We start from the raw sequence: 16,218 nt of genomic DNA, 5'->3' as shown, positions 1-16,218 counted from the left end.
AATTCCTCTACAGTTCTTTACGAATATCGACAACGCGCAAAATAGCAGACACCATAATTAGGGTAACAATCAGCAGAATCACTGCATTCGCGGCCGCGAGGGGATATTGCAAACTACCGATCTGGTTTTTAATCAAGTTTCCTACCGAGGCAACCTGTCCGCCGCCCATCAGCCGCACCGTGGCGAATTCTCCCATCACCAACGTGATGATAAAAATAGTGCCGATCGCAATTCCCGACGCCGACAGCGGCAAAATGATTTCTTTCTGAACTTGAAAGGGCGAAGCGCCTGCATCTTCAGCCGCAGAAACCAGCGCTCGATCGATTCGCATCATGCTGTTGAAAATCGGTGCCACCATAAACAGGGCATAGAGATGCACCATCGCTAAAATCACCGAAAAGTCGGAGAACAGAAACATTTCAATCGGCTTATCGGTGAGGTGCAATCCCATCAATGCCTGGTTGAGCAGCCCTTCCCGTCCTAAAAATGGAATCCAGGAAATCATCCGAATAATATTCGATGTCAGAAATGGCACAGTGCAAATCAAAAACAGAATCGTTTGCCATTTTGAGTTCTGAACGTGAAACGATAGAAAGTAGGCAACGGGATAACTAATCAGCAAACAAATCAACCAAACAATTGCCGCAAACTTAAAGGTATTGAGATAAGTTGCGACTGTGACTTTGGAGGTAAAAACCGTGATGTAATTTGCCAGCGTAAAGCCGGGCACCATCGAATATCCGTTGAAGTTCCAGAAGCTGACGGTAATAATTGCAGCGATCGGCAATACCAAAAATAGCAGCAGCACCAGCGTTTGCGGTGATACCAGCAAGTAGGGTTGAACTGCTTTCCAGTTGAACGGCTTAGCTCGACTGGGACGGACTGGCGGTGAAGATGTTGGGAGATTTTGAGTTGCTGTCATAAGCTTTCTCCAGGTTAGGTAAAGGGGGGTAAACACAAAGAGTGCGCGTTTACCCGCAGGCGATCGTTAGAAATTGAAAGTGCTAGAAACTGAAGCTGGTTCTAATTACACCGATAAACACCGTATCGTTTCCACTATTGTGGTCGGGATTTGTAATCATTACCAGACCGGGTGTAACCGCAATAAAGTCATTGATTTGATACCTATAGAACGCATCCACCATGAAGGAGGTGCTTCTATCCTCAAACAAACTAACATCGTTGCTGGTGACTTTAGAAGGCATACCCAACGTAATGCCGCCTAAGTTGCCTTCTTTCAATAAATCGGGAAAAGCCAGCGCGACCGCCCAGGATTGAACGGTGGCATCGGCACCTTTCGTCACCCCCGACTTAGAAGTCGTGTTGGCCAGATAGTACCAGCCACTCAGGATAAATTTAGGACTGAAGGCATACTGTGCTTCTACTCCGTAGCCATGCGTCAGGGCGTTATCTGTTCCAAAGGGTTGAGTGGCATTTTTGCTGCCAAAGTACCCCCCTGCAGGTGCATTGATGTTGCCATCGTCGTAGGCGTTCAGGTAAGTGAAGGCAATGGCTGCCTGAGACGTAGGTCGAAATGTGACCTGAGCCAACGCACCGTAGGGGCCGTTGAACAATCCTTGTCCCTGACTGGGATTGTTGGCTGTGGGGGTTCCTGCCAAATAACCGCCGCCAATGTTGATTTTGTCGGTGAGGTTGTAGTTAAAGCCCGCCCCAGAAAGCCCGCTGGGAAAGTAAATGGGACTGCGGAGGGCAAATCCAGTCAGCACCGTATCGTAATCGCCGTCTAGCGGGTGCAATGTCGGGACGAATAAATCCAGGAAGCCTATGGCTTCTAAGAAAAAGGTGCCCCGATCGCCCAACGGAAAGCGATACTCAAGCTGGTTAACTTTCAGCGAATTACCGCCGCCATCCTGAAACGCCAGATTCGCCATTCTTGTGCCAGTCGCATCGGCAAAACTCGGCGTATTGCCGGCTTGCAGTCGGATAATCAGCTTATCTTTGCCGGTGAAACTGCTGGTCAGAATCAGACGCACCCGATCGGAGAAAATAGTGCCATCGTCCACATCTCGCCCCGAACCATCCGCCTTTTTGTCCGCGCCAAAGGCATTTACCAAGTTGAACAAAACATACCCATTCAGTTTGGTTGTAGTCGAGAACTGATTGCTTTCTAGATTTGCAGTGCGGGCTTCCAACGCATCGACTCGCCCCCGCAGGGTTGCTAGTTCAGCGGCAAATTCTTCTTGCAGTTTTTGCAGAATTACTAGGTCTTCTTTGTTCGCCAAGTTGGCGGTGCCAGTAGTAATGAGTTCAGTCACCCGGTCGAGACAGGCGTTTAAGCCAGCGGCGAACTCGAAGCGCGTCAGGGCGCGGTTGCCTCGATAGGTTCCATCGGGATAACCAGCGATGCAACCGTAGCGCTCGACCAGGGATTGCAATGCCTGAAAGGCCCAATCTGTCGGCTTGACATCTGAAAGCTGGGAAACCGATGTTACCTGACCTTGAAGGCTGTTTTCCAGCGCATAGTCTTGAATCTGTGGCAGGGAATCAACCGTATTGTTACCCGTTGTTGATGGCGCGGGTGCAGTAACCTCAGCGGTTTGGACATCGCTTTTTTGAGGCAGCAGCCCTGGTTGGGGGACGATCGGCGACTCGGCAGACAGGGGGTTGTTGTCTGCTACCGAAAGGGGGCGATCGCGCAATAATGACGCTTCAGGCAACGATTCAGTCGCCCTCGCCACCTTTGGGGAATCAGCCGTATCGTTATCCGCTGATGGCGCGGGTGCAGAAACCTCAGCAGTCTCGGCCTCGCTGTTTGGAGGCAGCAGCCCTGGTTGGGGGACGATCGGCGACTCGGCAGACAGGGGGTTGTTGTCTGCTACCGAAAGGGGGCGATCGCCCAATAATGACGCTTCAGGCAACGATTCAGTCGCCCTCGCCACCTTTGGGGAAGCAGCCGTATCGTTATCCGCTGAAGAGGCGGGTGCAGAAACCTCAGCGGTTTGGGCTTCGCTGTTTTGAGGCAGCACGCCTTGTTCGGGGACGATCGGCGACTCGGCAGACTGGGGGAGGTGGTCGGGGGCGATCGACTCAACGTTATCGGGCGATCGCGATTCTGGCAGCGATTCAGTCGCCCTTGCCGCTTGAGCAAACAGCAGCAGCAATCCAAAGACAATCGAACCGCGTCCCAGGACGCTTTTGAATAACACCAACATCTTCAACTCCTCACCACTATGAAACACATTTCAACGGAATAGTCGCGCAAAGCTAACTGCGAAGGCTCGGGTTTTAGGTTCTAGGTGAGCGGTGTGAAAGACTCTGCCACCGATCATCGGCCGTGCGATCGCGCCCTTGCCCAGCACCCGAAACCTGACACCCAATCCCGATCGAGCGGTTTAAGATGCGACAAACTCGTTCCACTTCTGAACCAAGTAGGTTTGCTCTTGCATCACTGAGTTCCAGCAAACAATATTGGCAAAGCGTTCCTGAAAGGAACCACCATCTCGCACTGCGCCCTTCGATTCAATCTTTTTACCAAAGGGATCGATGATGTCTGCTGTCGCGGGCTTGCCTTCGTACCAGAAATCCCACTCCTCCGGCTTCATAAACTTGCGGGCGGTTTCTGGTGCGGCACTGTAATACCCCTGGCGAGCTAAAAAGGCTCCCAGCCAACCATCCAACATCCAGTTGAGATACTCGTATGCGGCATCCAGAGCAATACCCTGTAGGTTTTTAGAGAGTCCAATGCCACCGCCCCAGCCGCGATACCCTTCCTTGAGTGGGGCATAGACACAGTTAATTCCCCGTGCTTTCACAGCAGTCACCGCAGGCGACCACATCGATTGCAGCGCCACTTCCCCAGATGACATCAGGTTGACGGACTCATCAAAATTTTTCCAAAAAGCCCGGAACTGCCCATCCTTCTTGAGTTCGATCAGCTTGGCTGTGACTTTATCGAGTTCTTCTTTGGTCATGTTGCCCTTGTCGCCGAACTTCATGATTCCTGCTGCTTCTAATACCATTGCCGCATCCATAATCCCGATCGACGGAATATCCAGCAGTGCAGTTTTGCCTTTGTATTTCGGATCGAGCAGTTCTGCCCAGGATTCAATTTTCTTGCCAGTCAGGTCAGGTCGGTAGCCCAAACTATCAGCATTGTATTGAAACGGAATCAACGTTGCCCAATCCGTAGGCGTGGGTGAAAACTCTTTCGAGTCTTTACCTTTGACATACATTACTTTGAAGGGAGCTGTTCCCTGGGAATTGTTCACCTTCGCACCTTCGGCAAACTTACCTGTTGTGAAATAGGAAACAATTTTGTCCCAGTTTTTGATTTTCTTCACCTCAAGTGGTTGCAGATTCCCGGAGGGAAAGACCAATGGTAAACTGAAATATTCACCATCAAAAATGTCGTATTGCTTGGGCTGAGTAATGGCGATTTGACTATTTTCTTCTGTGCCCAGCGCCCGCAATTGAATCTTAAATCCCAAATCCTTTTCGGCTTGAGCTTTAATTTCTTTACTTTGAGCTGCTCCAGTGCCAATAAACCGCAGGGTGACATCTTTAAGTGAATTGGTAATCACCCCCGGTGCAGTCCCGGTCGTGGCTTCTTTCTTGGGACTGCAACTTGCGGCGGCAACCATTGCTCCAGCAGCTAGTCCGGTTCTGATTACTTGACGGCGACCGATCTTTGACATGGCTATTGATCCTCACAAAACACGATAAATCTAACTAAAAAAAGTCTGCGAAACGAAGCAGCAAACAGGAAAGTCCTGGACGCATGGGGGCCAAGAAACCGGGTTTTTAACCGAATCTGCGGTCTGCAATGCGTCTTTTCGTCCATCTAACCCGGTTTCTAAACACTCGTGCGTCCAGGACTACAGGATTAATCATCGGGTGTGAGAAGACATCTATTGAATGCGGTTCTAATAGGGCAGAAAAACGCAATCATCTTTTGACCAACTGAGGACAACTAACTGCCCTTCGCTCAGGGAATTACGGTTCCAGTCATTCGTGCGAGCTTTATAGAGCAGTTCTTGTCCGGTTGCTTCCGCCATTAACGAAACTCGCGTCACGTATCCGGTCATTTCTACGGCGGTGATGCGGGCGACTACTTGGTTTCCTGCCAGGGTTGATGTGACTGGAACATCGGGGTTGTAAGCCTCCACAAGGAGCAAGTCAGGACGAACCGAACAAGCAGCTTCTGTACCGACAGGGCTGGAGTAGCCTCGGCAGTAAAGGACGCCGAAACCCTCTACTTCTAACTGCACCACATCCAACTCACCGTCACTGACCGCATTTTTGACTTTGCCGCTGAATATATTGTTGTCGCCCATGAATTTGGCCACAAACTGAGAGCCGGGACGATCGTACAATTGATCTGGAGTGGCAACTTGATCCAGCCGTCCGTGGGTCATCACGACCACGATGTCAGACAGGGAAAAGGCTTCTTCAACGTGGTGTGTCACCTGAATGAAGGTCAAGCCGAATTGCTTTTGAATTTTGCGGAGTTCGGTTCGCATTCGCACCCGCAGGTTTTCATCTAATGCGCTGAGGGGTTCATCCAGCATTAGCACTTGGGGGCGGGTGACGAGCGCTCGTGCTAGAGCAATCCGCTGTTGCTGTCCGCCGCTGAGTTGGGTCGGTTTGCGATCGCTCGTGTGGCTCAGCCCGATCGTTTCCAGCATCTCTCCTACCCGGACACGACGTTCTGCATCCGGCACGTTCTGCATTTTCAGACCAAATTCAATGTTTTCCCAAATGGTTTTGTGAGGAAACAGGGCGTAGCTTTGGAACATCATGGAGGTGTTGCGTTTGGCTGCTGGCAAATCGTTGACGCGCTTGTCGCCGATCAGAACATCTCCGCTGCTGATGTCTTCGTGTCCGGCAATCATTCTCAGAACTGTAGTTTTACCGCAACCGCTGGGGCCCAGAAGACAGCAGTATTTGCCTGCAGGAATATCGAGCGTGATGTTTTCAACTGCTGTCACGGAACCGTACTTTTTGGTGACGGATCGTAGAGATACCCCTGCGGCGGCTTGCGCCAAAGCTTGTTGGATATTGGTGGCAGAAGATGGGGTAGTTCTGTTTGCTCCAACGGTTTTTCTTCCAGTGTCAATTTGCATGGTTGCTCCTGCATGAACAGAAATGAGTGTTATGGAACTTGATGAATGAGAGTGAAGAAGATATCTGAATGCTTTAAGCTAGTTGGAACAGTGCCTCACGAAGGTTTACTAAAGAACCTCTGCGGGTTTGTCAATACGATCTTGGGTGATTTCTCGTTAAGCTGAATAGTAAACTATATAGACCCAAAGAAGTTTCAAAAACGGGCATGAAAGATACAATCTGTAAATTACTGCTTTGCCAAGGGAGCTTGACCAAGTAGTCTGAAATAACTCTGACCCGTGAGATTTGGTTTGGTGAAATGCTAGATTGCGGACGATGGTTGTATACAGTACACGACTTGAGATATCAAAAAAGTGTTTATAGATACTATTGGGCGATTTCGATCGAGAGCGTGGGGACAATGAGGGCGATCGCATCAGGCTCAATGGATTTGTATAACTGATATCAAATCCGGTGGCCTTGGAATTATATAGTGGGAGCGTCCCCAAGAGCGATTTGGTTAGTTCGCTGTGGACGCTCGCACGCTATATCGTCTAAATATATTATTCCGATACAACCTGAAATGATATGACTTCAGAGAGTTATGAATTTTAGTAAAGAATAATCAGCGATCGCAACTTCTCATCGTCAAGGCGAATAAACCTCAGATTTAGCGTTACTCTCAACATATTGCTGATAAGCTGCCTCATCTCCTCCAAACGAGTCGATAGAAATGCGAGCACTCGGAACGGGCATTTCTAGGACTGGGTTTAGGTGCGTACTGACAATAACAGACAGCAATCAGATCGTAGTTGCTTCCTGGTTCCGCAGTTGGGTATTGTTCAACCCTTACAACTTGCCAATCTCCGACTCGGTAGTGAGTATCGCTGTCGGGGAATTGCGGATCGTCGAACTTTTCAATCCGGTAAAACTCGTAGGGACGATTTCCGGGTTGAGGTAGAGGTTCCTCAGAGGAATCGCAATACTCGCAGAGAATATCAGTCGTTGCCCCAGTGTGAGCCAACATTCTATTTTCCCAGCCTTCTGCTGACATAGATTGAGCCTTAAAAATGATATATTTCCGCATAATTAATTTTCCTCCTCATCTTCTAGATAATTGGGGAATCGAGCGATTTTAAATTTTAGATTTTAGATTTTAGATTTTAGATTTTAGATTTTAGATTGAAGCATTAACCAAATTATTTTGGATCAAATATTAAATTAGCCAATTGTAGCATCAAGTTTTATGAAACAAAGCACTTGCGCGGTAAATCCACAGGTTTAATCAGAGATTTTTCGCGCAAATACTTCGCCCAAATGTTACTTTTGCCAGAGATTAAATACTCTGGTTATGACATCTAAATTAGCAAATTAGATGAGTTTGACAGCCCGCAGACCAAACATCAGCACTGTCGCCAAGCCGACCATGCCGCCGAAAATCCCAAAATAAGTTATTGCTCCGCTAAGAGTCATTGCAATTTCTCCAAAACAACTAATAAAAAGACCTATAAGAACTATAATCGAAAATCTAATATCTAAAGTAGATAAATATGCAATCCATAATTAAAGTTGACTTGGGGCCACAATCTTACAATGTTTGCGTGCGATCGGGCGGTTTAGACGCACTCGGCAGTCTGATGGGCGATCTGAGTTTGGGCAAAAAAGTGCTGCTGGTGTCGAATCAGTCGATTTTTCGGCACTACGGCGAAAGAGCAACAGCAGCCCTCGAATCGGCCGGTCTGGAAGTCAGTAGCTGCATTTTACCACCGGGAGAACAGTACAAAACTTTAAATTCGGTGCAGAAAATTTACGGTGCGGCTTTGGCAAACCGTTTAGAACGTTCCTCGACAATGGTGGCTTTGGGCGGCGGGGTGGTTGGGGATATGACGGGTTTTGCTGCGGCGACTTGGCTGCGGGGAATTAATGTCGTGCAGGTTCCGACTTCGCTGCTGGCGATGGTTGATGCTGCTATTGGCGGCAAAACGGGGGTGAACCATCCTTTAGGGAAGAATTTAATCGGGGCTTTTCACCAGCCGCGCTTGGTGTTGATTGACCCGGATGTACTCAAAACTCTGCCGGCGAGGGAGTTTCGTTCGGCGATGGCGGAAGTGATTAAGTACGGGGTGATTTGGGATGCTGAACTTTTTGGGAAGTTGGAGAATTGCAAGCGTTTGGATCAAATGCGCTATGTGAAGGCGGATTTGCTGGCTGAAATTTTGAGTAGGTCTTGCCAAGCTAAGGCTGAGGTGGTAAGCAAAGACGAGAAGGAATCGGGTTTGCGGGCGATTTTGAATTACGGGCACACCATCGGTCATGCTGTGGAAAGTTTGACCAATTACAAGGTGATCAATCACGGGGAAGGAGTCGCAATCGGCATGGCTGCCTCAAGCCGATTGGCTGTGGAGTTGGGAATGTGGGATGCTGAGTGCGATCGCCGCCAGTCTGCTTTGATTGAAAAAGCGGGTTTACCTGCCAAATTGCCCGCAGGTGTAGATGTTGAGGAGATTTTGCATACTTTGCAACTCGATAAGAAGGTGCAGGATGGCAAGGTGCGGTTTGTGCTGCCGGTGCGCTTGGGTGAGGCTGCTGTGAGCGATCGGGTGGATGGAGATTTGATTTTACAAGTTTTGAAGGAAATGCTTTAAATTCTCGTTTTTGGGGGTTTTTAACCGCCGGTGAACGCCCATTAACGCCGATCGCTCAAGGTGTTTTTTGTTTCAATGTCCGATCGGCGGTTGAGTTTAGGAGCCGCTCGACTGCGAATTAATTTCCTCCAAAATTTTATCGACTCTGTTAGCCGATTGAGTTCTGCCTTGCTTGATAAATAACTCCTTAGCTTTTGTGAGGCTGGCTACTGCCTCCGCTTGGTTTTCCTTGTCTCCTTGCTGGTACAAACCGACTCCTAAATTGTTTAAAGCATCGGGATATTGGCTGTTAATTTTAACTGCTTGTCTCCACTGAACAATTGCCTCGGGCAACTGCCCCTGACTTGCCATCGCCACGCCTAAATCGTTGTGAGCTTTGGCGTGCTGAGGGTTGACTTCAATTGCTTTTTGGAATAGAACGATCGCATCGCTCATTTTACCTTGCCCCGACAGCATAGTTCCCAACTTGTAATAAGCATCTGCTTGTTTGGGATAGCGAGCAATTAGTTGCCGGTACAAAGCTTCGGCATTGACAGCATTTCCTTGACCGTAAAGGTCGTTGGCAGTTCTCAAACCCAGCGTGTAGCCTTTACCTACAACTTCGCATTTTTTCTCGGAGTTGCCTTGCTGCTTGCAAATCCTGAGTTCGTCTCCCTTCATTTCGTAGGACATAACTTCCCGAACTGCCGGCCCTCGGCGCGGTGGCTGCAAGTTCTGCGACTGCAAGTTTTGCGAGAGTTGCAGGGCGATTGTCTCAGCCCCGGCCGGTTGGGCCGCTGCGGCATTGCAGATTCCTGCACCCACCAAAATGCTTGGGGCGATCCACTTCAAAGGTTTGAACAAGCGAAACTCTCGATCGTTTTTCATGTCTTTTGTGGAAACGTGTTGTTGATATCCTGGGTTTCACTAGCGCCGTGAGAGTCCGAGCAGATAGGGACTACCCGATGAGATAGTTATTGACAGTCGAGATATTTTAGCACTGTGGGGCCGAGTTTGAGTTAAATTAGAGTAGATTCGCGATCGATTCTCAGTCAACCTTAGCAGGAAAATAGAAATGGGGCAGTCTATTCTTACCATGCTCTTTGCGCTCATCCTCGGCTACGCTGTTAACTCCAGCGTCAAAATAGTCAGCGGCGGCGACGAAGCTTTAGTGGAACGTTTGGGTCAATACAAGCGCACCCTCAAGCCCGGATTTCACTTTATCAGTCCCCTGGTCGAAAAAGTCGTCTGCGTGGACACAAGCCGTGAAAGAGTTTTAGATATTAAACCTCAGTCAGCAATCACGGGAGATAATGTGGCTCTAGAAGTCGATGCCGTGGTGTATTGGCGGGTTGTGAATTTACAGAAAGCTTATTATGGAATCGATCAAATTGAAAATGCGATCGCCAACTTAGTTTTAACAACGTTTCGCGCTGAAATTGGTCGATTGCCAATGCAAGACATCTTGGGTTCCCGAGATGACATGAATAAGAAGTTACTCAAGAAATTGGACGAAGCTACCGAAACTTGGGGTGTGAAAGTAATTCGCGTTGAAATTCAAAGCATTACACCTCCGAAAAGGGTGCAAGAAGCTATGGAATTGGAGCGCGCCACTAAGAGCGAGTGGCAAGCAATGGTCAATAAGGCGATCGGCACTAAGGAGTACATGAGGCTGTTAGTTGAAGCTTTAGACTCCCATCCGAATAGCAAGCAAGTTTTGAATTACTTAGTAACCGAAAAATACTTAGACGCTCAACAAAAATTGGGTGAAAGCGACAATGCCAAAATTCTGTTTATGGACCCGAGAAATATGTCAGAGGCCCTCAACAATTTGATGGAGTCTATCCCTGATATCTCTCCGGGAGATGGCGGCGGGGAAATGAAAGTTATCGAGACTCAAACTTCTCAAGACTGATATCGGAAGATGGCGTCGGCTACCTGAGAGACATCGCGCATTTCTCTGACATCGTGAACGCGCAATATATCTGCTGAATTTGCGATCGCACTTGTACAAGCCGCCGCTGTCCCCCAAATTCTTTGTTTGGCTTCTGGCTGATTCAAAATGTGACCGATGAAGCTTTTGCGCGATACTCCGACTAAAATCGGACAGTTTAAAACACGAAACTTTGGTAACTCGCGCAGAATTGCCAAGTTTTGGGTGTAATTCTTAGCAAAGCCAATACCGGGGTCGAGAATAATTTGAGATTTGTCAATTCCCGCAGCAACTGCCGCCGCAATTCGACTCTCTAAAAATTCCCTAATTTCCCCAATTAAATCGCGATAATCTGTGAGTTTTTGCATCGTCTGGGGAGTTCCCCGAATGTGCATCAAAATTATTGGCACTTTTAACTCAGCAACCGTTGACAGCATTTTAGAGTCAAAAGTTGCTCCCGAAATATCGTTAATTATATCAGCTCCCGCCTCAACCGCAGCTTTCGCAACCTGCGCTCTGGTAGTATCGACCGAAATAGGAACTGAGCCAAAAATCTCGGCTTTTTGCCGCAGTATCTGTACGAGAGGTATAACGCGATCTATCTCCTCTTCAAAGGAGATTTCCGCTGCACCGGGCCGAGTAGATTGACCGCCAATATCAATAATATCTACCCCCGATTTTACCATATTTTCCGCTTGCAATAAAGCAGATTCTATAGTATTGAAATCTCCGCCGTCGCTAAAACTGTCAGGGGTAACATTCAAAACGCCCATTAAATAAGTGCGTTTTCCCCACTCGAAAGCTTTATTTCTAAGTGTAATTTTTTGGTTATTTATCATATCACCTCATCACTCGGCGATTGAAATCGCTTCTTGTCAAACGAAATCCCTCTCTAAAAGACGCAAGAATAAAGCAGAAGCGCCATTCTTAATTCAACCAAAACTTAACCAGCTAAAAACAGTGTCCACTGTCAATTCTAATTCAATTTTATCAATTATTGGCAACCGAGCTGCACCTTTGTACAGTTCTACTTTTTGTCCTGGAAATACCGCCAAAATACTCTCTTCTTCTGGATCTAGTAACCACCCCAACTCAGTGCCGTTTCGCGAACAGTGGAGTAAGTTACTCAGCACTTTTGTTTGGCTTTGGTTTGGAGAGAGAATTTCTATCGACCAGTCGGGATTAATGTCAAAGCGGTTAGCAATTCTACCAGACGGCAAAAAAGGAATTCTTTCCCATCGGAATACTGCTACATCTGGCACGATTGATGCCCCGCCAAAAGTGCAGCGCAACTCGGGAAAAGCATTGGCAATTTTCCGAGTTTTCGCTACTTGATTGATAGTTTTGCAGAGTTCACCTTGAAGTACGCTGTGTTCACCTTGAGGCATCGGCTTCTGAATGATTTCTCCGTCAAGAAATTCTGAGGCAGGTTCAGTTTCAGGAAGTTTGAGAAACTCGTCTAAGGCGGGTTTGGGTTTAACGATCGCAGTCATAGGTTAATTCTCCAGATCGGAGAAACACTGAACACATCACAATTGTACGCGAGAGGTGTTTAATTCCCGCTGCCCTTGTTCCACTTACCAATTAGCAATTACCTATTAGCAATTCCCTATTACTGATAATTGACAATGCGATCGAAACTCGCAGCTTCCAAACTCGCACCACCAACCAAAACCCCGTCAATCTCCGGCTGAGCCATGACTTCATCAATATTCTCCGGTTTAACAGAGCCGCCGTACTGAATTGGCACGTCAGGATTAGTCAATTTACTGCGAATCAAACCAATCACTCGGTTAGCTTCCTTCGTTTCGCAAGTATCGCCAGTGCCGATCGCCCAAATAGGCTCGTAAGCAATTACCAATTTCTGCTGGTCAACCCCAACCAAATCTTTTTCCAACTGAGAAAAAATGTGAGATTCAGTTTCCCCTGCATCTCGCTGCTGCTTGGTTTCCCCAACGCACAGAATCGGAATTAAATCGTATTTCTGAGCAGCTTTCAGCCGCAAATTCACCGTTTCGTCAGTTTCCCCAAAATATTGGCGCCGTTCGCTGTGCCCTACGATGACATAGCGGACACCAAGTTCACTGAGCATTGGCCCGGAAATTTCCCCAGTAAAAGCTCCAGACTCTTGCCAGTGAACGTTCTGAGCACCGAGTCTGATCCGGCTGCCGTGCAAATTTTTCGAGAGGACAGCCAAGGAAGTGAAGGGAACGCAAAGCACGACTTCCCGTTCCTCTGGGGTTTCCGTCAGGCAGGACATGAATCCTTGAAGAAACTCTAGGGATTCTGCCCTAGTTTTGTACATTTTCCAGTTGCCAGCTATAACTATTTTGCGCACTATTTCTTTAAGTCCTTGTCCTTACAACGCAATTAATAGTCTAAAGCTTTAGGGTACATTTCGATCCCTTATTGCCCAAACTCGATGCGAGCTTGCTCAACTAAGTCAACTGTGACGACTTCGGTTTCGGCTTCGCGGGCCAACTGCTCGATGCGGACGCGAGCTTGTCCCCGGACAAAATAGGGAATATTTTTCAGCTTCGCTTTGGCTTCTGGCGTCCATTTTAGATCGTCGGAAAATTCGGAATCGGGCATGGCGTATTGAGCGATCGACTAAAATCCTTTATTGATCTGGCTTTGATGGAAAGCTTGGATGTATTAAATTTACCATAAGTGCGATCGGGCCACACGTTCTCACTCTCCATTAAATTACTTGCCTAAAATAGCGGACGCTTCTTGTAAAAGCTGATTCTGCTCTTGTCGAATTGCCTCCAACCTTGTCAAAATATTAGCAATTCGTTCCTGAGACTCCCAACTGTTTGATTCAACTCCCCTCAATTGTAAAGCTGAATTATTTTTGTCTTCGGGATTCTTTGAAACCAATGAGTTTACAGCCACTCCGCCGGCATTACTTACAGATTTAGAGCCGACACTCAAAACCCCTTGCATAAATTTTACAGGGCTTGGCAGAATAAATAACCATCCTTGTGCAAACAAGCTACCTAAAGTCTGTAATAAACCTAAGATACTCAATATAAATATCAGCAACATTGCTAAAGATATCAGCGGGTTACTCACCAACCAGAAGACTACCGGGTGAGAATCAATCCAATCTTTAACAGTACCATTGATAGCACTTTGAATGGCATTTGAAGCGACATCGCTCATATTTCCCGCCTTGTGAATGCTATCTTCCAATGATATCTTAGCCTTTTCTGTAGCTTGATTTACACTCTCTACAGCTTGGCTAGTTGTTTGATTCAGAGTATTGACAGCAGAGTTAAGCTGTTCGGCATTTAAAGGAGGATAGTAGGGTGCGTCAGTAAAGAAGCGTTTCCCATGTATAGTAAGCGTTCTAGCTGACGCACCTTACCTGGATCGTTAATGGTTTAAATGCGTAACAGCTTAGTAGTTTGATTAATAGTTTCTTTAGCAGTTGCCGCCGAGTGAGAAACAGCATCAACAGCTTTGTTGGTAGTTTCACTAACGCGACTAACTGCTTGATTGGCGAGTTCAGATACAGAAATCCTCGCTTTTTCTGTTTTCTCGGCTACAGTACCTAAAGCATTGTTCGTAGCTTGATTAACAGCATTGAGGGCAGAATTAGTAGTTTGAGTGAGAGCTTCTTTTGCCTTGTCAGCAGTTTCAGAAAGAGAAGATTTAGCTTGGGCTGTTGCGTCTGAAGCAGAATTAACTGCTTTTCCGACTTGTTCCGTCAAAAATCATTTTGTTTTTTGAAAGCTTTGAAAAACATCAGGCATTGCTACTTCCATAGTAAGTGACCTCTCTCAACTTAATTTACTGTTTCCAAGTGATTATAGTATAGCTGCTATTTTTAATAGTCATAATCTGAGTTAATCAGCAGTAAAAAAAGCTCCCGCCGTTAAGCAGGAGCCTTTTTCGATTAGACAATCAAATCAGAAATAAATTCGATCGATTAGTCTAAGTTTGGCATAGAAAGTACCGGTTCATTTTCGCGATCGATACCCTTCTCAAAGCCAGCGACAGCCGCGCGAGCGCGACCCGCGTGCCACAAGTGGCCGACCAAGAAGAAGAAACCCATCACAAAGTGGAAACAGGCCAGCCAAGAACGAGGTGACGTAAAGTTAAACGCGTTAACTTCAGTTGCCAAGCCGCCCACAGAGTTCAGAGAACCCAAAGGAGCGTGAGTCATGTACTCAGCAGCGCGGCGAGCTTGCCAAGGCTGAATGTCGTTCTTGATTTTGTTCAAGTCCAAACCGTTAGTACCGCGCAAGGGTTCCAACCAAGGGCCTTGGAAATCCCAGAAACGCATCGTTTCACCGCCGAAAATGATTTCGCCAGTAGGAGAGCGCATCAGGTACTTACCCAGACCGGTGGGGCCTTGTGCAGAACCGACGTTAGCACCCAAGCGTTGGTCGCGGATCAGGAAGGTCAAAGCTTGCGCTTGAGAAGCTTCCGGGCCCGTCGGGCCGTAGAATTCGCTGGGGTAAGCAGTGTTGTTGAACCAGACAAAGCAGCAAGCGATGAATCCCATCAGGGACAAAGCGCCCAAGCTGTAAGACAGGTAAGCTTCGCCAGACCAGATTAAGGCGCGGCGAGCCCAGCCGAAAGGCTTGGTCAAAATGTGCCAAACACCGCCAGCGATACAAATCAGGCCAAGCCAGATGTGACCGCCGATGATATCTTCCATGTTGTTGACGCTGACAATCCAGCCTTCGCCACCAAAAGGAGAGCGAACCAAGTAGCCAAAAATCACAGCCGGGTTGAGAGTGGGGTTCGTGATAATACGCACGTCGCCGCCGCCGGGAGCCCAAGTGTCGTAGACACCGCCGAAGAACATGGCCTTAGCCACCAGCAGCAAGCAACCGCCACCCAACAAAATTAGGTGATAGCCGATGATGTTGGTCATCTGGTTCTTGTCTTTCCAGTCGTAGCCGAAGAAAGAAGAGTATTCTTCGAGAACTTCTGGGCCGCGAACGGCGTGATAAATGCCGCCCAAACCGAGAACAGCAGATGAAATCAGGTGAAGAACGCCGACTACGAAGAACGGGAAGATATCCGTAACTTCACCGCCGGGGCCGACGCCCCAACCCAAAGTAGCGACGTGGGGCATCAAAATTAAGCCCTGTTCGTACATGGGCTTTTCTGGGATAAAGTGAGCGACTTCAAACAAAGTCATTGCACCGGCCCAGAACACGATCAAGCCAGCGTGAGCGACGTGTGCGCCCAGCAGTTTGCCAGAGAGATTGATTAAACGAGCGTTGCCAGACCACCAAGCGAACCCGGAGGATTCTTGGTCGCGACCGCTTGCGTAGGAATTAGAGAGCGTTACCACCCGGTAGAACCTCCAACGATTTTAGATTTTGGATTTTGGGTTTTTTTGTTCCCTAGTAGGGCACGGTATCACCGCGCCTGCCCCGGGGAATAGGGATTTGGATTTCAATTTCAATTTAAAAAAATTCATCTGAAATCCAAATCCTGATTTTTTTAAAGTGCGTTACCGCGAGGCAGAACTTCTTCAGGGAAGATGAAGTTTTCGTGAGGTTGGTCGGTAGGAGCCATCCAAGCACGAATGCCTTCGTTAAGCAGAATGTTCTTAGTGTAGAACGTTTCAAACTC

Annotated in this window: 16 protein-coding genes and 1 pseudogene; 2 read left to right on the top strand and 15 right to left on the bottom strand. The window is 47.7% G+C overall.

Annotation, left to right across the window (positions count from 1 at the left end; genetic code table 11):
• Positions 1-7 precede the first annotated feature (7 nt).
• From QUA02_RS09295 to petL, 6 genes are all read right to left on the bottom strand, one after another.
• Positions 8-922 carry an ABC transporter permease gene (locus QUA02_RS09295; protein WP_333026875.1) on the bottom strand — a complete coding sequence of 305 codons (915 nt, stop codon included), beginning with the start codon at positions 920-922 and terminating at the stop codon, positions 8-10.
• A gap of 82 nt (positions 923-1,004) precedes the next feature.
• On the bottom strand, positions 1,005-3,173 hold the full coding sequence (locus QUA02_RS09290) for an iron uptake porin (RefSeq protein WP_333026873.1): 2,169 nt from the start codon (positions 3,171-3,173) through the stop codon (positions 1,005-1,007).
• Between the two features lie 180 nt (positions 3,174-3,353).
• The gene (locus QUA02_RS09285) at positions 3,354-4,655 is read right to left on the bottom strand and encodes an ABC transporter substrate-binding protein (protein WP_333026872.1); all 1,302 of its coding nucleotides are present in this window, start codon (positions 4,653-4,655) and stop codon (positions 3,354-3,356) included.
• A 228-nt stretch (positions 4,656-4,883) separates the two neighbouring features.
• Positions 4,884-6,083, bottom strand: coding sequence for an ABC transporter ATP-binding protein (locus QUA02_RS09280; protein WP_333026871.1), 1,200 nt, complete (start codon positions 6,081-6,083; stop codon positions 4,884-4,886).
• Positions 6,084-6,769: 686 nt separating this feature from the next.
• A complete protein-coding gene (locus tag QUA02_RS09275) occupies positions 6,770-7,150 on the bottom strand; it encodes a hypothetical protein (protein WP_333026870.1) in 381 nt (126 codons plus the stop codon).
• Between the two features lie 284 nt (positions 7,151-7,434).
• Entirely contained in the window at positions 7,435-7,536 is a 102-nt protein-coding gene (petL, locus tag QUA02_RS09270) for a cytochrome b6-f complex subunit PetL (RefSeq protein WP_333026869.1), read from the bottom strand.
• A 77-nt stretch (positions 7,537-7,613) separates the two neighbouring features.
• On the opposite strand from petL, the gene aroB reads away from it, so the two are divergent.
• On the top strand, positions 7,614-8,708 hold the full coding sequence (gene aroB / locus QUA02_RS09265) for a 3-dehydroquinate synthase (RefSeq protein WP_333026868.1): 1,095 nt from the start codon (positions 7,614-7,616) through the stop codon (positions 8,706-8,708).
• Between the two features lie 96 nt (positions 8,709-8,804).
• On the opposite strand, the gene QUA02_RS09260 is transcribed toward aroB, so the two are convergent.
• Entirely contained in the window at positions 8,805-9,575 is a 771-nt protein-coding gene (locus QUA02_RS09260; protein WP_333026866.1) for a tetratricopeptide repeat protein, read from the bottom strand.
• Positions 9,576-9,762: 187 nt separating this feature from the next.
• Here QUA02_RS09260 and QUA02_RS09255 point away from each other — a divergent pair, with 187 nt between their 5' ends.
• Entirely contained in the window at positions 9,763-10,602 is an 840-nt protein-coding gene (locus tag QUA02_RS09255) for an SPFH domain-containing protein (protein ID WP_333026864.1), read from the top strand.
• On the opposite strand, the gene folP is transcribed toward QUA02_RS09255, so the two are convergent.
• The 8 genes and pseudogenes from folP to QUA02_RS09215 all read right to left on the bottom strand — a co-directional run.
• Entirely contained in the window at positions 10,593-11,459 is an 867-nt protein-coding gene (folP, locus tag QUA02_RS09250; RefSeq protein ID WP_333026863.1) for a dihydropteroate synthase, read from the bottom strand. The genes QUA02_RS09255 and folP overlap by 10 nt on opposite strands.
• Positions 11,460-11,552: 93 nt before the next feature.
• The gene (locus QUA02_RS09245; protein ID WP_333026861.1) at positions 11,553-12,113 is read right to left on the bottom strand and encodes a Uma2 family endonuclease; all 561 of its coding nucleotides are present in this window, start codon (positions 12,111-12,113) and stop codon (positions 11,553-11,555) included.
• A 119-nt stretch (positions 12,114-12,232) separates the two neighbouring features.
• Positions 12,233-12,958: a triose-phosphate isomerase gene (tpiA, locus tag QUA02_RS09240; protein ID WP_333026860.1), complete on the bottom strand. Its 726-nt coding sequence runs from the start codon at positions 12,956-12,958 to the stop codon at positions 12,233-12,235.
• A 68-nt stretch (positions 12,959-13,026) separates the two neighbouring features.
• Positions 13,027-13,212: a PCP reductase family protein gene (locus QUA02_RS09235; RefSeq protein WP_006633749.1), complete on the bottom strand. Its 186-nt coding sequence runs from the start codon at positions 13,210-13,212 to the stop codon at positions 13,027-13,029.
• Positions 13,213-13,326: 114 nt separating this feature from the next.
• Entirely contained in the window at positions 13,327-13,815 is a 489-nt protein-coding gene (locus QUA02_RS09230) for a hypothetical protein (RefSeq protein ID WP_333026859.1), read from the bottom strand.
• A 191-nt stretch (positions 13,816-14,006) separates the two neighbouring features.
• Positions 14,007-14,336: a hypothetical protein gene (locus tag QUA02_RS09225; RefSeq protein WP_333026858.1), complete on the bottom strand. Its 330-nt coding sequence runs from the start codon at positions 14,334-14,336 to the stop codon at positions 14,007-14,009.
• A gap of 218 nt (positions 14,337-14,554) precedes the next feature.
• The gene (gene psbC, locus QUA02_RS09220; protein ID WP_333026857.1) at positions 14,555-15,934 is read right to left on the bottom strand and encodes a photosystem II reaction center protein CP43; all 1,380 of its coding nucleotides are present in this window, start codon (positions 15,932-15,934) and stop codon (positions 14,555-14,557) included.
• Between the two features lie 152 nt (positions 15,935-16,086).
• A pseudogene (locus QUA02_RS09215) lies at positions 16,087-16,218 on the bottom strand (photosystem II D2 protein (photosystem q(a) protein)); the annotation flags it as partial.

The sequence above is a fragment of the Microcoleus pseudofavosus SVA1_A4 genome, from assembly GCF_036700565.1.
GTDB lineage: Bacteria > Cyanobacteriota > Cyanobacteriia > Cyanobacteriales > Microcoleaceae > Microcoleus.
The sequence above is the reverse complement of the archived record's forward strand: the minus strand, read 5'-3'. Positions and strand labels throughout refer to the sequence as shown.

Bases quoted from the DNA above. Each gene is read 5' to 3' on its own strand.
- petL (WP_333026869.1), bottom strand. From the start codon at position 7,536: ATGACTCTTAGCGGAGCAATAACTTATTTTGGGATTTTCGGCGGCATG.
- QUA02_RS09290 (WP_333026873.1), bottom strand. From the start codon at position 3,173: ATGTTGGTGTTATTCAAAAGCGTCCTGGGACGCGGTTCGATTGTCTTT.
- QUA02_RS09285 (WP_333026872.1), bottom strand. From the start codon at position 4,655: ATGTCAAAGATCGGTCGCCGTCAAGTAATCAGAACCGGACTAGCTGCT.
- QUA02_RS09260 (WP_333026866.1), bottom strand. From the start codon at position 9,575: ATGAAAAACGATCGAGAGTTTCGCTTGTTCAAACCTTTGAAGTGGATC.
- QUA02_RS09275 (WP_333026870.1), bottom strand. From the start codon at position 7,150: ATGCGGAAATATATCATTTTTAAGGCTCAATCTATGTCAGCAGAAGGC.
- QUA02_RS09245 (WP_333026861.1), bottom strand. From the start codon at position 12,113: ATGACTGCGATCGTTAAACCCAAACCCGCCTTAGACGAGTTTCTCAAA.
- aroB (WP_333026868.1), top strand. From the start codon at position 7,614: ATGCAATCCATAATTAAAGTTGACTTGGGGCCACAATCTTACAATGTT.
- QUA02_RS09235 (WP_006633749.1), bottom strand. From the start codon at position 13,212: ATGCCCGATTCCGAATTTTCCGACGATCTAAAATGGACGCCAGAAGCC.
- folP (WP_333026863.1), bottom strand. From the start codon at position 11,459: ATGATAAATAACCAAAAAATTACACTTAGAAATAAAGCTTTCGAGTGG.
- QUA02_RS09255 (WP_333026864.1), top strand. From the start codon at position 9,763: ATGGGGCAGTCTATTCTTACCATGCTCTTTGCGCTCATCCTCGGCTAC.
- QUA02_RS09295 (WP_333026875.1), bottom strand. From the start codon at position 922: ATGACAGCAACTCAAAATCTCCCAACATCTTCACCGCCAGTCCGTCCC.
- QUA02_RS09280 (WP_333026871.1), bottom strand. From the start codon at position 6,083: ATGCAAATTGACACTGGAAGAAAAACCGTTGGAGCAAACAGAACTACC.